Origin of the sequence: Acinetobacter higginsii (genome assembly GCF_000369525.1) — a bacterium.
Classification (GTDB): domain Bacteria; phylum Pseudomonadota; class Gammaproteobacteria; order Pseudomonadales; family Moraxellaceae; genus Acinetobacter; species Acinetobacter higginsii.
This window is the reverse complement of record NZ_KB850072.1, coordinates 2,184,871-2,203,752: the sequence shown is the minus strand read 5'-3', so window position 1 is coordinate 2,203,752 and position 18,882 is coordinate 2,184,871. Positions and strand designations below refer to the sequence as shown.

Sequence of the window (18,882 nt, the reverse complement as noted above, 5' to 3'; positions counted from 1 at the left end):
TTATTATTGATAATAATTATCATTATTATTGTCATTTTTGTTTGCTTTGTGTATTATTCACGAAATTTTTAAGAATGAATTAAGGTTCTTACGTGTTAGAACAAAATAACTCTCTCAAATCATCTCAATTTATTAGAACAACACTCTGCATTTCTGTTTTATTGGTGTTGTCGTGTCCGCATGTATTTGCACAGGACAGTGCAGATAAAGCCTCGACGCTGCCGACCATTGCAGTGACGGCAAGTAAGGCCGATGTTGCCTATAAATCGGGCAATATGGATATTCCACGTAGCGAAGACGATGTCCAAGCCTATACTATGATCGAGAGGGACGAGATTGAGCGCTCAGGTACTACCACAGTCACCGAGTTGTTGTCTAAAGTATTGCCAATGGCAACCTCAACCAACAATTCCAGTTATTTCTCTGGCACATCAAGTCAAATTAATTTACGTGGACTTGGTGCCAGTCAAACTCTAGTGTTGATTAATGGCCGCCGTAGTGCAGGAACAGGCAGTCGTGGTACTTCTGAATCCACCGATCAACCCAATTTAAATAATATTCCTTTGGCTGCAATTGAACGGATTGAAGTATTACCGACATCAGCTGCTGCGATTTATGGCAGTGGGGCGATTGGTGGTGTCATTAATGTAATTTTGCGGAAAGACTATGTTGGCACCGAAGTGAACGTGCGGTATAGCGATACCGTGGATAATCAACAACCCGCCAAATCTTTTAATTTGGTTTCAGGTTTTTCTCTGGAAGATGGCCGTACCCATGTGATGTTGACGGCTTCCAAAAAAGATCAAGATAGTTTGCTAGCGAGCGAACGTGACTGGAAAAGTAAATCACGCCAAAATATTTTAAAAAATAATCCAAATAGTCTTATTGGGGACAAGGTCAACCCGCCTGCGGGCAATTTAACTAATATTCGTAGTAAAGATGGTTCTGAATTAGTGCCAGGATGGGGCTCATCTATGGCACATCTTCCAAAAGGTTGGAATGGCGATCTGAGCAAACTGGGTCAAGGCTATGCATTGGGTTTGTCTGATGGAGTGAGTGGCTGGTCGGGTAAAGAGGGATTACTTTACGATACCAAGACCGAAGCCTTTGGTCTTTCTTTAAATCGTGATTTTACTGATCGTCTGAATGTGTTTCTTGAGGCGGGCTATGAAAAAGAAGAGGGTTGGTCATTTAATACCTCACCGCACGGTTATAATGTGGTAACAGTGAGCAAAGATAGTCCGCATAATCCTTTTGGCAAGGATATTCTGGTGAATTATCCAATGCGTTTGGATAGCCTAGGTGGCTTTGCCAAGGACACCTTTGAAACTACTCAGAAGAAAGTAGCAACGGGCTTTACCTTTGACCTGACACCAGAATGGATACTCTCGGTCGATTATGCGTGGAGTAAATCGGATATTCGTCAACGTTATACGCGTCAAGGCAGCAAAAATCCGAAAGCCAGTGCATGGAACAAAGACACTGCCAATAATGCAATTGATTTTCTGCAAGATTTCACCACCATACCAACGGACTTAATTTCAAAATACTGGAACTATCCAAAAAATAATACACAGCAGACCTTAAATGATTTCTCGATTCGAGCCACAGGTCCAATTGCAAAATGGTATGCAGGCGATATTCGATTGGCAACGGGGATTGAGCATCGCCGTTATGAAAGTGAAGGCTTTGCGGAACATCAACATGTCGACAATCCTTGGGTAAAACCTACCGAGCGTAAGAGCAATGCATCCAGTGTTTACACGGAATTTAATATTCCCCTGATTTCCCCTGAGCTGAATTTACCTTTCGCCAAATTACTGGATGTGCAACTGGCTGCACGTTATGAAGATTTCAATGTCCAAGCCAAGATACCGCAATATGACAGTAAAATTGATCCTGCTACAGGCTATCGTTCCAAGTTCTTAAATTATAGTGATTCGGGTAAATCAAAATTTGATGCGATCACGCCAACAGTAGGTTTCCGCTTCGCACCGAATGACCAATTGATGTTCCGTGCGTCTTATAGTGAAGGCTTTGTTACACCATCAGTCTCTCAGATTTCTCAAGCGACTTCGACCCAAGTGACGGGAGCGACATTAACTGATCCAGCAACGGGTAAAATCATTAGCACCTATGAAAGCATTTCTGGGGGCAATCCAGATCTGACGCCAGAAAGTTCAAAAAGTATTAATGCTGGGATTGTGTTAACCCCAGAGGCGATTCCTGATTTACGATTATCGATTGATTATTACAACATCAAAAAAACCAATAATATTAGTTCGATCAGCGCGCAATATATTTTAGACAATCAAAGCAAATATGCTAGCCGCATTCAACGCAATCAAGCTGGCGATGTGGTTTCAATTGATATCACGCCATTCAACGCTTTAAACCTTAAAACCAGTGGGATTGATACCAATTTAAATTATCGCTTTGATAGCGTGATTGGAGAAACCACCTTTAATTTGGGCTATACCCATGTTAATGAATATCGCCAACAACATAATTTGATTGACCCAGAGAAGAATTTTGTCAGTGTGGTGGGTGGCGCGGTCTCCGATGCACCGCTAAAACATCGTGCCAATGCCTCTATTTATCTACAAGCCAATGACAATTGGGGCTTTGGTTGGGCAAGCCAATATTATGGTTCTTATGACATGGTTAATGCGACTGCGATTTTGAATCAAACGGGTCGTGCCGATCAAAAATTAAAAATCGAAGATCAAATTTACCATGACATTTTTGCCAAAGTGAAATTGCCGAGCAGTAAGTTGCTAAAACACAGCTCAAGCGAACTGAGCTTCGGTATTCAAAATTTATTTAACGATTACACGGTCGATATGTCTGGAACGCAATCATACCTCAGCAAATATAGTGATGTCCGTGGTCGCCAATATTATCTAAACCTTAAGTTTTCTTTCTAATCTTCCTGAAATGCAGGTGGCGATTATTTTGCATCATCGTCACCTGACTGGGTGTCTTTTATGAATATTGAAGCGTCTGTGCCCTTGGCCTCCGCCAAAAGGGTCACAAAAAAGAAGGTTGAACAATCATCATTGATTAAATATCGATTGATGATTTTTTCACGTTTTGTCTTGGCTATTTTTGGTGGTTATTACTTTGCTGCGATTGCTGCAATGTTAATGGGGGCTCTGTTTACAACCGAGCCTTTAAAAGCCAATGCCGTGTTTGGGGCGACCATGCTGGCATTTGTGATTCATTGTGCCGTGTTCATTTGGGTGTTTCTGGTTAACTCAACCATGAAAGTCTGGTTGGGAGTCATTATTCCCAGTGTATTGATGACGTTGATCTATTGGTTTTTAAAAGGGTAAAGTCATGCGTGTTGATGGTAAAAATGAAGGCCCTCGCCAGTCGATGTCATGGTTACATACATGGACAAGCCTGCTCTTGGGATGGCTGCTTTACGCAGTTTTTCTTACGGGTACGCTCAGTTTTTTCCAAAATGAAATTACGGTGTGGATGAAACCTGAATTGCATCAGTCTGTGAATAATACTTCACAGCAGCAACAATTGGGTTATGCATTACAGTATTTGCAGCAAAACGGACAGCCTGCTGAAAGTTGGAATATCCGTTTTGCCAATGAACGCCAACCCGCCATTATGCTGAATATCCGTAAGCCGGGTGAAGGTCGCCGTCGTGGGGGAGAAATCTACTTAGATGCACAAACTGGACAAGAGATTAAAGCACGTGAAACGCGCGGTGGTGGTTTCTTATATCGTTTCCATTTTGAACTCTATGGCATGCCGCGTATTTGGGGACGCTGGATCGTCGGTATTGCAACCTTATTTATGTTTGTGGCGATTATCAGCGGTATTATCACCCATAAAAAGATTTTCAAGGATTTCTTTACTTTCCGTCCAGCCAAAGGGCAGCGTTCGTGGCTCGATGCTCATAATGCAACGGCTGTGTTTGCCTTACCTTTTCATATCATGATCACCTTTAGTGGTTTGCTGTTGTTAATGTTCATGTTTATGCCTTGGGCGATGAACAGCCATTATGGAAGTGGGCAAAATTTCTATCAAATGTTGAATGAACCTGTTGCCAAAACACCTGAGCAAGCACGGTTATTGGCAGAGCAAAAACAAAAAGAAGCAGCAGAGGAAGGGCGTGGCAATCGGGGTGGTGGCCGTCGTGGTGAAGCCGAACAAGCAGCACCTGTACTTACAGCAGCACCGATGGTGAATTTAGTCACATTGAGTCATTACGTTCAACAAGGTTGGGAAGATAACCCGATTGCTTCAATTCGAGTGAATAAACCGAATACGGTTGAAGCTGATGTTGAATTTAATGCAACCCGTACCACCACATTGCTTGATCGAGAAAGCATTCCTTCCATGAAGTTTAATGCGGTGACAGGACAACTGATTGATGAAGCTAAGCCTGTAAACTCGGCATCAAAAGCCATTTATACCTTGGTGACATGGTTGCATATGGCACGTGGTGTGGATTCAGTGTTGCGTTGGTTGTTATTCTTATCGGGCATATTAGGCACCATGATGGTGGCTTCTGGCCTGATCTTGTGGGTGGTGAAACGTATTCCAGATGTACAGAAATTGGGTTATAAGCCTTTTGGTCATCGTCTGGTTGAAGTGCTGAATATTACTGCAATCACAGGCCTACCGATTGCCTGTGCAGCTTATTTTATTGCCAATCGCTTTATCCCCGCTCAATTGGCCGAACGTTCTCCGCTAGAGATTAATGTGTTCTTTATTGCATGGTTGCTGTGTTTAATTCATGCAGCTATTCGGGCACATCGTCCCGCATGGTTGGAGCAACTGGCTTTAGCCGCTGTGCTGTTTTTGTTTATGCCAATCCTAAATTTCTTAACAGGCGGGCAGGCGCTGTGGATGAGTATCTATCATGGGCAGTGGATGATCGCCAGTTTTGATCTGGTGTGCATTATTTTGGGTCTGATTTTTATCTATTCTTATTACAAGTTAAAGCGTTATCAAGGTTTGGCGGTGAAGCAGAAAAAAAAGCCTAAGGTTCAGACTGTGCAGGAGCAAGCATAATGGCAGCATTGATGTTGTGGTGTGTTGCTGTGGTGGCGTTATCAGCACTTGCCAGTGGGATGAGTAAGCATCAGCGCGATATTTTTAGTGCTCAGATTTCAGCGCAAAATAGTCGCCGTTTTGAAATTGTAGGCTGGGTGGTTTTGCTCCTCTCTGCGCTGGTCATGATTTATATTAAGGGGGCTTCGGTCGGTTTGTCTGAGTGGTTGGGTTGTATTAGCTTCGCTGCTTTGGCTGTGGGGTTGTTATTGACTTATCACCCTAAAAAACTATGGCAAGCAAATGTGATCGTGACTGTTTTATTTGGGCTGCTGCTGATTGTGACCTTGATTTAAGCTTTGCTTGTATCGAAGTGAAATAAAAAGAGGAAACATAAGTTTCCTCTTTTTATTTTGGTTATGAATTGATTTATAAAGCTTTAGTAACTTGCTTTTAAAGTTAGAAGAAAGTTACGCGGTTCGCCATAAAAATTACCATAACCCGGGTAGCCAATCGTGCTGTAATAGGTTTTGTCAAAAATATTGTTTAGGTTAAGTGCGATATTCCATTGTGGATTAATATCATAAGCGACACGCGCTGACCAAATAGCATAATTGGGTTGAACTAATTCAATATTTTTTAATGTACCATCAAACTTTTGTGTTACTGGATTAAATTCTCTGACCCATCCTTTATTATAGTTTTTACTTTGTGCAATTACACCAGCTCCTATTTCTAAACCATTGACAATTTGATCAAGCTGATAGGTTGTCCAAATTTTTAACAAATTTTTAGGGGTGTAAGAGTTGTATGGGGTATCTGTATTATCCTTTTTCTCATTTTTATTGTAGGTATAACCTACAGATAAATTCCAGTCAGGGCTAATATTGCCATTCAGTTCAACATCAATCCCTTTACTTTCCATAGAACCTGTACCGATATAACAGCATAAGGAGTTACTATTTGGAATGCTGGTATAAGCGTTATAGACTTTCTCTTTTTCTTTTTTGATATCGAAGTAAGCAATTGATGCGAGTAGGTTTGCATTAATTTGATGTTTGATACCAAATTCAATATTTCGACCTGTTAATGGTTCGAGTCCAGGGCCATCGGCTGCTGTTAAATAGTTACGCTGATTTTTATAAATTTCCGCAAAGCTTGCATAGGTTGTTGTAGATGGTGAAATATCATAAGTAATCCCATAATAAGGCACAAATTTTTTGTCTTCTGTATAGGTGTTTTCAATATTGATATTATGATTATTGATGGTTAATTCATCTTTAAAGGTGTAGCGGCCACCAAGAATGAGGGCTAAATCATCAACAGGACGTAATTTTAAAGAACCATAAAGTGCAGATTTATTATTCTTATTGGTCGAATTGTTTTCCCAAGAGATCGCTGGGTAGTCCCATTCTGGTGGTGCAACGCGATTGAATGCATCACCATTAGCATAAGAAGTCCAATTTAGGCGATAATCTTTTTGATTATTGCTGTGATCGATGCCCAAAATTACATCATGCTTTTGTTCAAATAAATTAAAGCTGCCTTGTAGGTTTAAATCCATTGTTGTTTCTTTAAAGCGCGTATCATCCTGATAGCGCCACCATTGACTTTGGTGAGTGTCATAACTGACAGCACCTTCCATTTCAGCGCTGTTAATCGCATCATTACCAATGTTGTGACGCACATTCAGTTGTGTTTTCCAGTCATCATTAATTTGATGTTGGAGATTGGCAAAGAAGGATGTGTTTTTACGTTCGATCCAACCCCATGGTGCACCCATCGTTGTACTGCGGGGTAAATGCAGATCTGCGCCATCTTCCCAACGAGGTAAGCTGGCATTAAAAGCATCCACTTTATCTTTTTGATAACTCACACCCGTAAACAATGTTGTTTCGGGTAATAAGTCAAAGCTTAATGCACCGTAGACCATTTCACGGCGGCTTTGTGTTGGTTTATAGAAGAAGTCTCGATCTTGAAAAACAGTGACCAAACGTCCCTTAACACTTTGATCTTCTGTTAAAGAACCTGTCGCATCAAATTCACCACGATAATTATTCCAGCTACCTGCTGAAATTGATCCATTGATTTCGGTTTCTGCTTTTGGTCGTTTAGAGGTGAGATTAATCACACCGCCAGCTTCACCAGCACCGAATAAACCATCTGCACCACGCAACACCTCAACTGCGTCATATTGTGCCATATCAGCACTGTTACTTCGATCTTCTAGACTTGAAGTACTGCCGCCGTCATAACGGATATTTTCAATCTTTAGACCACGTGCACTATAGTTATTATTTAACCAGAGCTGTTCGCGTGTTACCCCTGTTGTTTGTACCATGACATCATCAAGGGTTTTTAGGCCTTGTTCATCAAGACGCTGACGAGACATAACTGTTACAGATTGTGGTACGTCTTTAATATTCTGAGCTTGTTTGCCAACATTTGTCATATTTTGGCTGGCGGCTTTGATCGAAATTGTTGGAAGCTGTGTTGAATTGCTTTCTTGCTGAGCGTTGCTATTTCGAGTTTGATCTGCTCGTGTGTGAATCGCTTCTAATTTAACGACTTTAGGTTCAACCGCTGCTACAGTTGCTTTGGCTTGAATACTGTATCCCGCATTGGCAACTTTGATGGCTTCAAATGCATGCGGTTTAAGCAAAGTCTCTAAAGCAGTTTCTACTGAATAATTTCCTTTTAGTGAGGCGCTTTTTATTTTAGAGAGTGTGGTCGAGTCATAGCTGATGGTGGTGCCTGTTTGAATCGCGAGCTGTTTAAGTGCTTGATCGAGCGTGGTTGAGCTAATCGAAATCTGATAAACATTGGCAGCATAGGCAGAAGTCGTTGCAATACTGATAACGCTGAGTGGCATGCCCCATAAAATGGCGCGTACAGCCAACGCCAAGGTAGTTTTCGCCTGATAATCCTTCATGTGGTCTTCTCGACTGGGAGTGTATTTCTCTATAAGTCGAACAAGATTAAAAAAAGGATCATCTTTTTATCTTTTTTTTATTTTTAATATATATGGACTGTAATAACCCAGCTCAAGTTGATGGGTATAGGCCAGTGTTTCTAGGCTTTGTTGAGGATTCTTTAATGAAAAAACGCCTGAAATACGAAGGTCTTTTAAGGCTGGTTCGATAAAATAAGTGCCTTTTTTATAACGATATAGTTCACCAATGACTTTTTCGAGTGGCCATTGTTCTACCACCAGTAATTGTTGGGTCCAGTAGGGTTGCTCATTGTTTAGTGGCAGGGGTTTAGAGACCTGTTGACTGTTGAAATACGCACGTTGACCTTGCTGTAAAATTTGCCGTTGTCCAGAATCCTGCGGCTGTAAAGCGACTGCATGTTGATACACTTTGACCCGAGTTTGATCATGATGCTCTTGTCTTACCGTAAACTGAGTACCCAAGGCCTCAATTGCACCATCTTTGGTCTTCACCATAAAGGGGCGATGTTGCGGATCTTTTGCGGTCTGGACATAAATTTCACCTTCGATCAGCTGAATCTGTCGAGTCTGTTCGGAGAAATTCACGTTGATATAACTGTCACTGGCCAAGATCAAGGTTGAACCATCTTGTAGTGCAATAGTTTTAATTTCACCGACCTCAGTATGATCATCAGATTGCCATTTTGCCCAAGGCAACAAATACATTCCGCAGCCGATAACCAACAATCCTGAAAGGCTTAACAGCATATTTCGTTTTGCAGTCAGATTAAATTTTTGCTTGGACTGGACTAAAGAATCTGAGGGAAAGTGGCTGGATAAACCTGTTAAGCCATAGGTAAATTTATTGACTTGCTGAATGGCTAGGGCGTGTTCTTGCTTTTCTGCTTGCCAATGTTCAAATTGTTGTTGCTGTAACGCAGTCATTTCACCTGAATGTAATAGCACTAGCCAGTCTGCGGCTTGGTCCAAAACATGATCAGGGATTTTAGGAGCTTGAGACATAGCAGCAAAGCAAATTCAGCAATTAATCGGTCTGATTATAAAGACTTATGCAGGCCAAGAAAGCCTGTTTCATATCTCTTTTGACCGTTGCTTCTGAAATATCCAGTTTCTCACTAATCGCACGATAGGTCAGCCCATCCAATTGCGATAATAAAAACACCTGTGCAGTGCGTTGAGGTAGCTTTTCCAGCATCAAATGCACTTGATAAAGTGTTTCACGAATACAGACTTCGTATTCAGCCGAGGGATAGTATTCTTCTGGTAGCTGTGCAAGGGCATCTAAATACAGGTGTTCTACATGCTGATGCCGCCAATAATCAATAATCACATGCTTGGCGATGCCCATTAACCATGCCTGAGGTTCTTTAATCTTTTCAAAGCAATAGTCGCTTTTTAAGGCACGATAGAACACTTCCTGACTCAAGTCTTCTGATTGATGGTGGTGCTGTAGTTTGTGCTTAAACCAAGACAACAGCGAGCTTTGTTGTGATTGATAAACGTGGCTAAACCATAACTGTTTTTCTACATTCAGGTTCATAGCAAGGAGTCCACAAATGAGCAGGGAGATGCACAATTAAAGGAGGATGGGAAAAATATTTTCAAATAGTAATGATAATTGTTATTAATATCAATAAAATTGTATACATACTTTTACAGAAAAAATTGAGCTGATTTTGATTTTCGTTCGACTAAACCAATGTAGGGAAACATTTTTTGTTTTCGTCATCTTCCATATTTCTAATGAATTTTGTTTGATTAAGTAGAGCATGCCATGAGTGAACAACAAATTGATTTAAAACTACAACAGCATTCTCGATCAAATAAAATCAAATGGTTGATTGCATTGACGGTGCTTTTATTGCTGATGGCATGGGGTTGGAATTATTGGAAAAAATCCCAAGCCAATAAACAAGAGTCGTTTAGCCAATGGAGTAAACCCGTGCCTGTGCGCGTGGTCGGAGTACAACGTGGCGACTTGCAATTACAAATTAAGGCGATTGGTACAGTGGTTCCAGCTAATACCGTGAATGTTCAAAGTCAGGTGTCAGGTGTATTGCAAAAATTATATTTCCAAGAGGGACAATACATCAAGAAAGGGCAATTGTTAGCACAAATTGACCCGACCCCATTTCAGGTCACATTGGCACAAGCACAGGGGACACAGCAACAAAATTTAGCGCAGTTGCAAAATGCACAAACGGAATTGAATCGTTATCAGTTGCTATATAAGCAAGATTCGATTGCCAAGCAACAGGTCGACCAACAACAAGCCCTAGTCAATCAGCTCAAGGGACAGATGCAAGCCAATCAGGCACAGGTGGATGCGGCAAAGTTGCAACTGTCTTATACCAAAATATATGCGCCGATAGATGGTCGTGTTGGCTTTCGCTTAAAAGATGCGGGTAATTTAATCCAAGCCAATGAAGCAACAGGTTTATTGAGCATTACCCAAATCCATCCTGTGTATATTCAGTTTGCGATTGCGGAAAATTACTTAGATACAATACGCCAAGCCACAAAAAATAAGCAAAGCATTCAAGTCAGTGCTTGGGATCGTGCAGAACAAAAGCAATTGGCCACAGGTTCAGTTCAGGCACTGGATAATCAGATTGATCTAAATACTGGCACACTTAAAGTTAAAGCTGTTTTTGCCAATCTGGATGATGCGTTATTTCCAAATCAATTTGTCAATGTTCGTTTAAATGCCAAGACTTTGCAAAATGCAGTGCATCTACCGAGTGACGCCATCCAACATGGGGCAAAAGGCACTTATGTTTATATTGTGAATAAAGAACATAAAGCCGAAGTGCGTATGTTAAAGCTAGGTTCAGTTTCACAAGGACAGACTGAGATCATTGAAGGCTTACAAGGCAATGAGCGCGTTGTTCTAGAGGGCATTGATCGACTTTCCGAAGGGCAAGAAGTACAAATCATTCAGGATGATGTTTCTAAGCCAATACCAGCAAAAACTGTAGCTGGGTAAGCGCATGAATATTTCTAGATTCTTTATTGTAAGACCCGTTGCCACCACTCTATTGATGTTGGCGCTATTTTTTAGTGGCCTGTTGGTTTGGCGTTTATTACCTGTCTCAGCATTGCCACAAGTTGATTATCCGATTATTCAGATATACACCTTTCAGCCGGGTGCAAATCCAGACACGGTACAGCGAACCATCAGCTCACCGTTGGAAAGGGAGATGGGCAAGATCGCAGGCTTGAAGCAAATGTCTTCAAATAGCTCAGTGGGCGCATCAGTGATCACTCTGCAATTCGAGTTATCTGCCGAGCTGGGCATTGTCGAGCAAGAAGTACAGTCGGCCTTAAGTACCGCAAGTAGTAAATTGCCCAATGATTTACCCACACCGCCAATCTATCGCAAAGTGAATCCTGCCGATGTGCCGGTGATTACGCTTGCGATTAGTTCTGACAGTTTGCCACTGACCACGGTCTATGACATGGTCGATACCCGAGTGGCACAAAAGCTGTCGCAGCTCTCTGGGGTGGGGATGGTCAGTCTTGCAGGCGGGCAACGTCCTGCGATCCGTGTGCAGATGAATCCAGCTGCTTTGGCAGCGTTTAAGCTCAGTGCTGAAAATGTGCGTGCGGCTATTTCTGCCGCCAATGCCAATCAGCCGAAAGGAAGTTTTGATGGGCCTTTTCGATCGACCATGCTGGATGCCAATGATCAGATGCGTTCGATTGCCGATTATGAAAACCTTATTTTACGTTGGAACAATGGCGCACCGATTCGCTTAAAAGATGTCGCACAGGTGCTTGAGGGCAGTGAAGATCGCTATATGGCCGCATGGGCAGACAGCCAATCGGCTATTTTGGTGAATATCCAGCGTCAGCCCAATGCCAATGTAATTGAGGTGGCCGATCAGATCAAAAAAATCCTACCTGAATTACAACAAAACCTACCTGACAATGTTCATATTCGCGTCCTGACTGACCGAACGGAAAGTATTCGTAGCTCGATTAAAGATGTGCAAAAAGAACTGGTCTTCGCCGTGTGTTTGGTGGTGTTGGTCACCTTCCTGTTTTTGCGTAACTTTGCAGCAACTTTGATTCCGAGTATCGCCGTACCGCTGTCGATTATCGGCACTTTTGTACTGATGTATTTTCTTGGCTTCTCGGTGAATAACCTGACTTTAATGGCATTAACCATCGCCACAGGCTTCGTGGTAGATGATGCCATCGTGATGCTTGAAAATATTGCACGACACCGTGAGTCAGGTGAAAGCATGTTGCAAGCAGCCCTGAAAGGATCAAAAGAAATTGGCTTTACCCTAATTTCTTTGACGATTTCACTGATTGCTGTTTTGATCCCCTTGCTCTTCATGGGCGATGTGGTCGGACGCTTATTCCATGAGTTTGCGGTGACACTGGCAGCTGCGATTGCACTTTCATTGCTTGTTTCACTGACTTTAACCCCGATGATGTGTGCCTATTTACTCAAAGATGCACCGAAGCATGCCCAGCAGCCGAGTCGATGGAGTCTGGATCGAGTCATTCAGCACTATGCCAAGTTGTTGCAATGGGTACTTCGACACCAACTGCTGACTTTGATGGTGATGTTAGCCACAGTGCTACTGGCAGGACTGTTGTATTGGTCGATTCCTAAAGGCTTTTTCCCAGTACAGGACAATGGTGTGATTCAGGTGGTGACTGAGGCCCCTGACCAGATTTCATTTCAAGCCATGAGTGAACGGCAACAGGCTTTGGCCGAAGTAATTTTAAAAGATCCAGCAGTTGCCAACTTATCTTCCTTTATTGGTGTGGATGCCAATAATCCGAAGTTAAGCAATGGACGTATTTTGGTGAATTTAAAACCACATGCTGAACGTGCACCTGCTGCGGAAGTGATGGCACGACTGAATGAAAATTTTGCACAGGTACATGGCATTAAAGGTTGGATGCAACCCGTACAAGAACTCAGTATAGAAGACAAAATTAGCCGAACCCAATATCAGCTCAGTGTGACAGCACCAAAAAATCAATTGGTTGAGGAGTGGACGCCTAAACTGGTTCAGGCATTACGTCAGCAGGCTGCATTTGCAGAAGTGACCAGTGAAGATGCAGGGCAAGGTTTACAAGCCTATATCGAGGTTAACCGTGATGCGGCAGCACGGTTGGGTTTAAGTGTTGAAGACATTAGTTTGGCTTTGCAGAATTTATTTGCACAACGGCAAATTGCAACTTTATACACACAGTCTAATCAGTACCGCATTGTTTTAGAATTAGACCCAAAACTCACCCAAGGTATTGAGGCTTTAAACCAGACCTATATTCACAACAATCAAGGACAGCCAATTTTATTGAGTTCTGTTGCTACGATTGTCGAAAAACATGCGCCTATTCTTTTACAGCAACAGTCTCAATTTCCTGCTGTCGGCATTTCCTTTAATTTAGCCAAGGATGTCTCTTTAGGCGAAGCGATTAAGGCGATTGAGCAGGTTAAACAAAGTCTTGAGCTACCGCCAGAGCTACAGGTTCAACTGCAAGGCGCAGCAGCTGCTTTTGAAAATTCACAGCAACATACCTTTTGGTTGGTGATTGCCGCGATTGTGACCATGTATATTGTGCTCGGTATGCTGTATGAAAGCTTTATTCATCCTGTGACCATTCTTTCAACCTTACCTTCTGCCGCGATTGGCGCATTACTGGCTTTGTTCATGGTGGGTCAGCCATTGGACATGATTGCGCTGATCGGGATTATTTTATTGATTGGTTTGGTCAAGAAAAACGGCATCATGATGGTGGATTTTGCACTTGCGGCACAACGTCATCAGGGTTTGACGGCTGAGCAGGCCATTTATCAGGCTGCTTTATTACGTTTCCGTCCGATTTTGATGACCACACTTGCAGCTGTAGTAGGCGCAATTCCATTGATGCTGGCTTCGGGTTCTGGCGCTGAACTTCGTCAGCCACTTGGGTTGGTGATGGTCGGTGGCCTATTGGTCAGTCAGGTGCTCACCTTATTTACCACACCGGTGGTGTATCTGTTTTTTGATCGTCTGCAAGCCAAGCAAACTGATGCAAACATGCTTTCAGATCAGACAGGAGTATCGCAATGACGTTGCTGTCTGTGTTTGTACAACGTCCAGTGGCCAGTGTGTTGTTGGGTATTGCGATTGTTTTACTCGGTATATTGGCCTATTTGCGTTTGCCTGTTGCGGCATTGCCACAAGCAGATATTCCGACCATTGTGGTGCGTGCCAATCTGCCCGGTGCCAGTCCAGAAAGTATGTCTGCAACAGTAGCAACCCCATTGGAACGTGCCATGATGGGGGTATCTGGGGTTAAAGCGATTAATTCATCCAGTAATCAAAGTTCGACACAGGTGGTTTTACACTTTGATTTAAATACCGATATTAATGAAGCAGCGCGCGAGGTTCAGGCTGCCATCAATGCGGCGATGTCACAGCTACCTGCGGGCATGCCGAGTCCGCCTGAGTATTTTAAAATCAATCCGAGTCAAAGTCCGATTTTTTATTTGGCTCTCAGCTCAAAACAACTTTCAGCGGCAAAGCTATACGAAATTGCCTCCAATCAATTGCAACCGAATTTGGCCCAGATCAGTGGGGTCGGTGAAGTGTCGATAGATGGGGCTTCCATGCCTGCCGTGCGTATCACCATTAATCCAACTGCTTTAGTTTCAACGGGCATTTCTCTCGAGCAGGTGAGACAAGCCGTTGCGAAAAGTAATGTGGTGCAGGCATTGGGCGTGGTGGAACAACAGCAATTACGCTGGCAAGTGGCACTTTCTACAGAATTAAAGACCGCCCAAGATTTTGCCGATTTAATCATCAGACATACTGATCAAGGTGTTGTTCGCTTAAAAGATATTGCAGAAGTGCGTGATTCGGTTGAAAACCGTTATGTCAGTGGTTTTCACAATGGACAGCCTGCTGTGATTTTAAAGATTAGCAGACAACCTAATGCCAATACCGTGGCGACCATTGACTTGATTAAAGCCAAATTGCCCGTTCTAAGAGAACTGATGCCACGTGATGCGCGATTGACTGTGGTAATGGATGGCTCAACTATTGTCCGTAACAGTTTAGAGGAAGCAAGGGATACCTTGTTTTTATCCATGTTGCTGGTAGTCATCGTTGTGGTGCTGATGTTGGGTCGACTGCAAAGTGCGGTGATTCCCGCAATGGCATTGCTGGTCACTTTAATTGGCGTATGCAGTCTGATTTATTTGGCTGGATTTTCACTGAATAACCTGTCGATTATGGCGATCATCGTGGCGATTGGCTTGGTGGTTGATGATGCCATTGTGGTACTCGAAAATATTGAACGCTATATCGAACAAGGCGATTCGCCTGCACAAGCGGCGGTAAAAGGCATCCAAGAGGTTGGCTTTACCTTGATTGCCATGAATCTGGCATTGATGGTGATTTTTCTCTCAGTCTTGTTTATGGGTGGTGTGATTGAACGCTTGTTTAGAGAGTTTTCGCTAACATTGGTATTTGTGGTGGTTTTATCGGTCTTTGTGTCCTTGATTTTAACCCCAAGCTTATCAGCACGCTGTTTAAAACCTCTATCTCTTAATCACCCCCCACGACTGTATCGTTATAGCCATGATCTGATTCAAGGCTTGACCCAATCTTATATTCGCTCTCTTCATTGGGTACTCAAACATGCTTATCTGATTGTAGTGCTGTGGATAGTCGCAATCATTGCTTCAGTTTATCTCTACAATTTATTGCCTAAACGCGTTTTGCCTGAACAAGACACGGGGCGAGTTGGTGCTTTTATTCGTGGAGATGATGGCTTTTCTTTTCAGATTATGCAGCCGAAGATTGCCGCATTTAACCAAGCCTTACTCAAAGATCCTGCAGTACAGGATGTGGTGGGTACTTCTGGTGGCGGTGGTGGTATGACCAACTCATTTTTAATGGTCAGTCTCAAACCAAAAGCTGAACGGGATGGTTTAAGCTCCAAACAAGTGGTCGAGCGTTTAAAGAAAAATGCACCTTGGCAGGCGGGGGCAGTATTCTCCGCAGATGTCGAACAAGATTTGGAATTGGATGATCCTTTTTCCAGTGGCAATGCACAAGAATATTTGCTGTTACTGCAATCTGACAATGTGAGCTTATTACGTGAATGGGCACCCAAAGTTGCAGAGGCTATGCGTAAACTGCCTGAGTTTGAAGAGGTGGAAACACAGGGTGATGAAGGCGCGCAGCATGTTACTTTGGATATCGACCGTGAAGCTGCAAAACGATTGGGCATTGATATTGAAAGTATTTCCAGTGTTCTCAATAACTCCTTTTCGCAACGGCAGATTTCCACAATTTATGATCGCAATGATCAGTTCTATGTGGTGATGGAAGTTGACCAACGTTTTACCGAACATCCTGAAGCCTTGGCGGATGTGAAAGTGCCAAATCAACAAGGCATCTATGTGCCCTTAAGCAATTTTGCCACGTGGAGTTATGGCATTAGCAATGATCGGGTTTATCGCCGTAATCAATTTGCTGCCATGGGTGTTGGCTATGTGGTGAAGAAAGGATATAGCTATGAACAGGCAGATGCTGCGATTCGTCAGGTCTTGCCAAAGATCATGCTGCCAAAAGAAATCTTTGTGATGACAGATCGCGATGTCGAAACTGAAAGCCTTCAAGCTGGTTTAAGTACGCCTGCTTTGATTGCGGCTGTGATCGTGCTGATTTTTATCGTCTTAGGGATCACTTATGAAAGTATTGTGCATCCTTTTACCATTTTATCCACCATTCCGACAGCAGCTCTGGGTGCTTTACTCAGCTTATGGTTGTTTCAGATTCCGTTTAGCCTGATAGCCTTGTTAGGCATATTCTTGCTCATTGGGATTGTGGTGAAAAATGCGATCTTGCTGATTGATTTTACTTTGCAGCAACGACGTCAAGGTCACACCGATTTAGACAGCATTATCGCTGCGGCAACATTGCGTTTTAGACCGATTTTAATGACCAATACCGCAGCTTTATTGGGTGCAATTCCTTTGGCACTCGGTTGGGGTGAGGGCTCGGAAATGCGGCAACCACTTGGGATTGCCATTGTTGGCGGATTGGCGCTGGGTCAATTATTAACCTTATATACCACCCCTGTGATGTATCTCATATTTGAAAAATTCGCTCAATTCCTGAATCGCTTCAAACTGCGATTGAATATCTTGCGTTGGAGTAAATAGGAAGTCGCTATGAAAAAAACAGTTTTTACACTTTCTATCAGTATCACAGCGATGACGCTACTCACGGCATGTCAGTCCAGTACTTTTAAGCCTGCAGCCTATCAGCAGCCGGTGATTCAGAGTGCTGCACAATATAAATATGCAGATTTGCAGTGGATTGAAGCTTCCAAGATAGCAGCGACACCGCAGCAATGGTGGGAGATGTATCAAGATCCGATCTTATCCAAACTGATACAGCAATTGGATCAGGACAACCTGAGCATCCAACAGGCCCAAGCCAAGTATCGCCATGCTATGGCACTGTTGGATGGGCAACGTGATAATGCGCTTCCGAGCATCAGCATGGGCGGCAATGCCAATCAGACCGAGACTAAAAACGCTGGCAAGAGTCGTCAATTCGGTGCCAATGTCGCAGTGAGTTGGATTCCCGATCTTTGGGGGAGAGTTGCAAAAGCGGTGGAAGGGCAACAGGCCAACTTGCAAGCATCTGCTGCAGATTTGGCTGCCATTCAACTGAGTCAGCAACTGCTTGCAGCAGAGGCCTATTGGAGCATTCGTTTATTCGACGCCAAAATGGATGTGTTAAATCAGACCCAGCAAAGTGATCAACGATCTGTGCGTATTTTACAGCAGCAATACCAAGCAGGCATGATTGCGCGGGCTGATGTGATTCAGGCCGAAACTCAGCTGAAACAAGTCGGGCTGCAATTATTAGAGCTAAAACGTAGTCGTGATTTGCAAGAAAATGTGTTGGCAGTCTTAGTTGGGCGCAATGTGGCGGACTTTAATTTAAATAAAAATCGCTATCAATTTAGTACCCCTCAAATTCCAACCCAAATTCCAAGTCGGCTGTTGGCACAACGTCCCGATGTGATTCGTAGCGAACGCGAATTGGCATTCACACATGCGCAATTAGGCCTAGCGCAAACGGCTTGGTTACCTGATTTGACCATCAGCTTGGAGAGCAGTGCGAATAGTCAGGTCTTTCATACCTTATTGCAATCACCTAATACCGCATGGTCAATGGGGGCAAAAGTCTTAGGCACATTGTTTGATGGGGGGAAACGACAGGCTGATATTCAACAGGCGCAAGCCAATTACGATGAAAAGCTTGCCGCTTATAAACATTCAGTTTTAACAGGCTGGAAAGAGGTGGAGGATGGTTTGCTACAAACAGGTCATTTCCAGCAGCAGATCGTAGCGCAACAGCAACTGCTTAAGCTGTCGATTGAAAATGAACGGGTTGCCAAGCAGCGTTATCAAGCTGGTTTGGTCAGTTATCTAGAAGTCGCGACTGCACAGAATCTGCGTTTGAGTGCAGAAGAACGTTTATTGGAATTACAGCAATTGCATCTCAAAAATTCAGCGCAATTGGTGGCTGCATTGGGTGGTGGGATGAATTCTTCATCTTAAATCGAGTGGCATTATCAATCATTGCAGCTATTCATATTCAATTTGAATGGCATTTGGACAGCTGCAATTTATTTATTAAATTCGAAAGTTACTGCTTGGATTATTATTTTTTTGCTTTATAACATGAAAAAAAATCGTGATTGATGATTTTATTTTTGGATTTTTGAGGGGAAGGATTCCAATTTTTTAGAGCGGTATTCTATTCAGCTCATGATTTTTATTTTTCAGTATCATCTGAATGCCTTTGTGTAAATTTTAGTAGTTAATCAAGCAAATAGCGCTTCGATATGTAGAATAAAAAATAGCCATTTTATTA

11 protein-coding genes are annotated in these 18,882 nt (G+C 42.9%); 8 read left to right on the top strand and 3 right to left on the bottom strand.

Annotated elements, in window-relative coordinates; genetic code table 11:
* The first annotated feature begins 92 nt into the window (after positions 1 to 92).
* From F902_RS16495 to F902_RS16480, 4 genes are read left to right on the top strand one after another with little or no spacing between them, the layout of a single operon-like run.
* On the top strand, positions 93 to 2,927 hold the full coding sequence (locus F902_RS16495; protein WP_005205176.1) for a TonB-dependent receptor domain-containing protein: 2,835 nt from the start codon (positions 93 to 95) through the stop codon (positions 2,925 to 2,927).
* A 60-nt stretch (positions 2,928 to 2,987) separates the two neighbouring features.
* Positions 2,988 to 3,335, top strand: coding sequence for a DUF3649 domain-containing protein (locus F902_RS16490; protein ID WP_005205175.1), 348 nt, complete (start codon positions 2,988 to 2,990; stop codon positions 3,333 to 3,335).
* A gap of 4 nt (positions 3,336 to 3,339) precedes the next feature.
* Complete coding sequence (locus tag F902_RS16485) at positions 3,340 to 5,037, top strand: PepSY-associated TM helix domain-containing protein (RefSeq protein ID WP_005205174.1); 1,698 nt, start codon at positions 3,340 to 3,342, stop codon at positions 5,035 to 5,037.
* Positions 5,037 to 5,372 carry a DUF3325 domain-containing protein gene (locus F902_RS16480; protein WP_005205172.1) on the top strand — a complete coding sequence of 112 codons (336 nt, stop codon included), beginning with the start codon at positions 5,037 to 5,039 and terminating at the stop codon, positions 5,370 to 5,372. Before F902_RS16485 ends, F902_RS16480 begins: the two co-directional genes overlap by 1 nt.
* Before the next feature lie 83 nt (positions 5,373 to 5,455).
* Here the strand turns inward: F902_RS16480 and F902_RS16475 are convergent, their stop codons facing one another.
* The 3 genes from F902_RS16475 to F902_RS16465 form a co-directional block, all read right to left on the bottom strand.
* A complete protein-coding gene (locus tag F902_RS16475) occupies positions 5,456 to 7,948 on the bottom strand; it encodes a TonB-dependent siderophore receptor (RefSeq protein ID WP_005205170.1) in 2,493 nt (830 codons plus the stop codon).
* A 66-nt stretch (positions 7,949 to 8,014) separates the two neighbouring features.
* The gene (locus F902_RS16470) at positions 8,015 to 8,971 is read right to left on the bottom strand and encodes a FecR family protein (protein WP_005205168.1); all 957 of its coding nucleotides are present in this window, start codon (positions 8,969 to 8,971) and stop codon (positions 8,015 to 8,017) included.
* Positions 8,972 to 8,993: 22 nt separating this feature from the next.
* Entirely contained in the window at positions 8,994 to 9,509 is a 516-nt protein-coding gene (locus F902_RS16465; RefSeq protein WP_004805450.1) for a sigma-70 family RNA polymerase sigma factor, read from the bottom strand.
* 234 nt (positions 9,510 to 9,743) lie between these two features.
* On the opposite strand from F902_RS16465, the gene F902_RS16460 reads away from it, so the two are divergent.
* The 4 genes from F902_RS16460 to F902_RS16445 are packed head-to-tail and all read left to right on the top strand — an operon-like array spanning position 9,744 to position 18,566.
* Positions 9,744 to 10,955: an efflux RND transporter periplasmic adaptor subunit gene (locus tag F902_RS16460; RefSeq protein ID WP_005205167.1), complete on the top strand. Its 1,212-nt coding sequence runs from the start codon at positions 9,744 to 9,746 to the stop codon at positions 10,953 to 10,955.
* A gap of 4 nt (positions 10,956 to 10,959) precedes the next feature.
* A complete protein-coding gene (locus tag F902_RS16455; protein ID WP_005205165.1) occupies positions 10,960 to 14,049 on the top strand; it encodes a multidrug efflux RND transporter permease subunit in 3,090 nt (1,029 codons plus the stop codon).
* Positions 14,046 to 17,153, top strand: a complete 3,108-nt coding sequence (locus F902_RS16450; RefSeq protein WP_005205164.1) for an efflux RND transporter permease subunit — start codon at positions 14,046 to 14,048, stop codon at positions 17,151 to 17,153. Before F902_RS16455 ends, F902_RS16450 begins: the two co-directional genes overlap by 4 nt.
* Before the next feature lie 9 nt (positions 17,154 to 17,162).
* Positions 17,163 to 18,566 (top strand): efflux transporter outer membrane subunit, encoded by a 1,404-nt coding sequence (locus F902_RS16445; RefSeq protein ID WP_005205162.1) that lies wholly within the window; start codon positions 17,163 to 17,165, stop codon positions 18,564 to 18,566.
* Positions 18,567 to 18,882 lie beyond the last annotated feature (316 nt).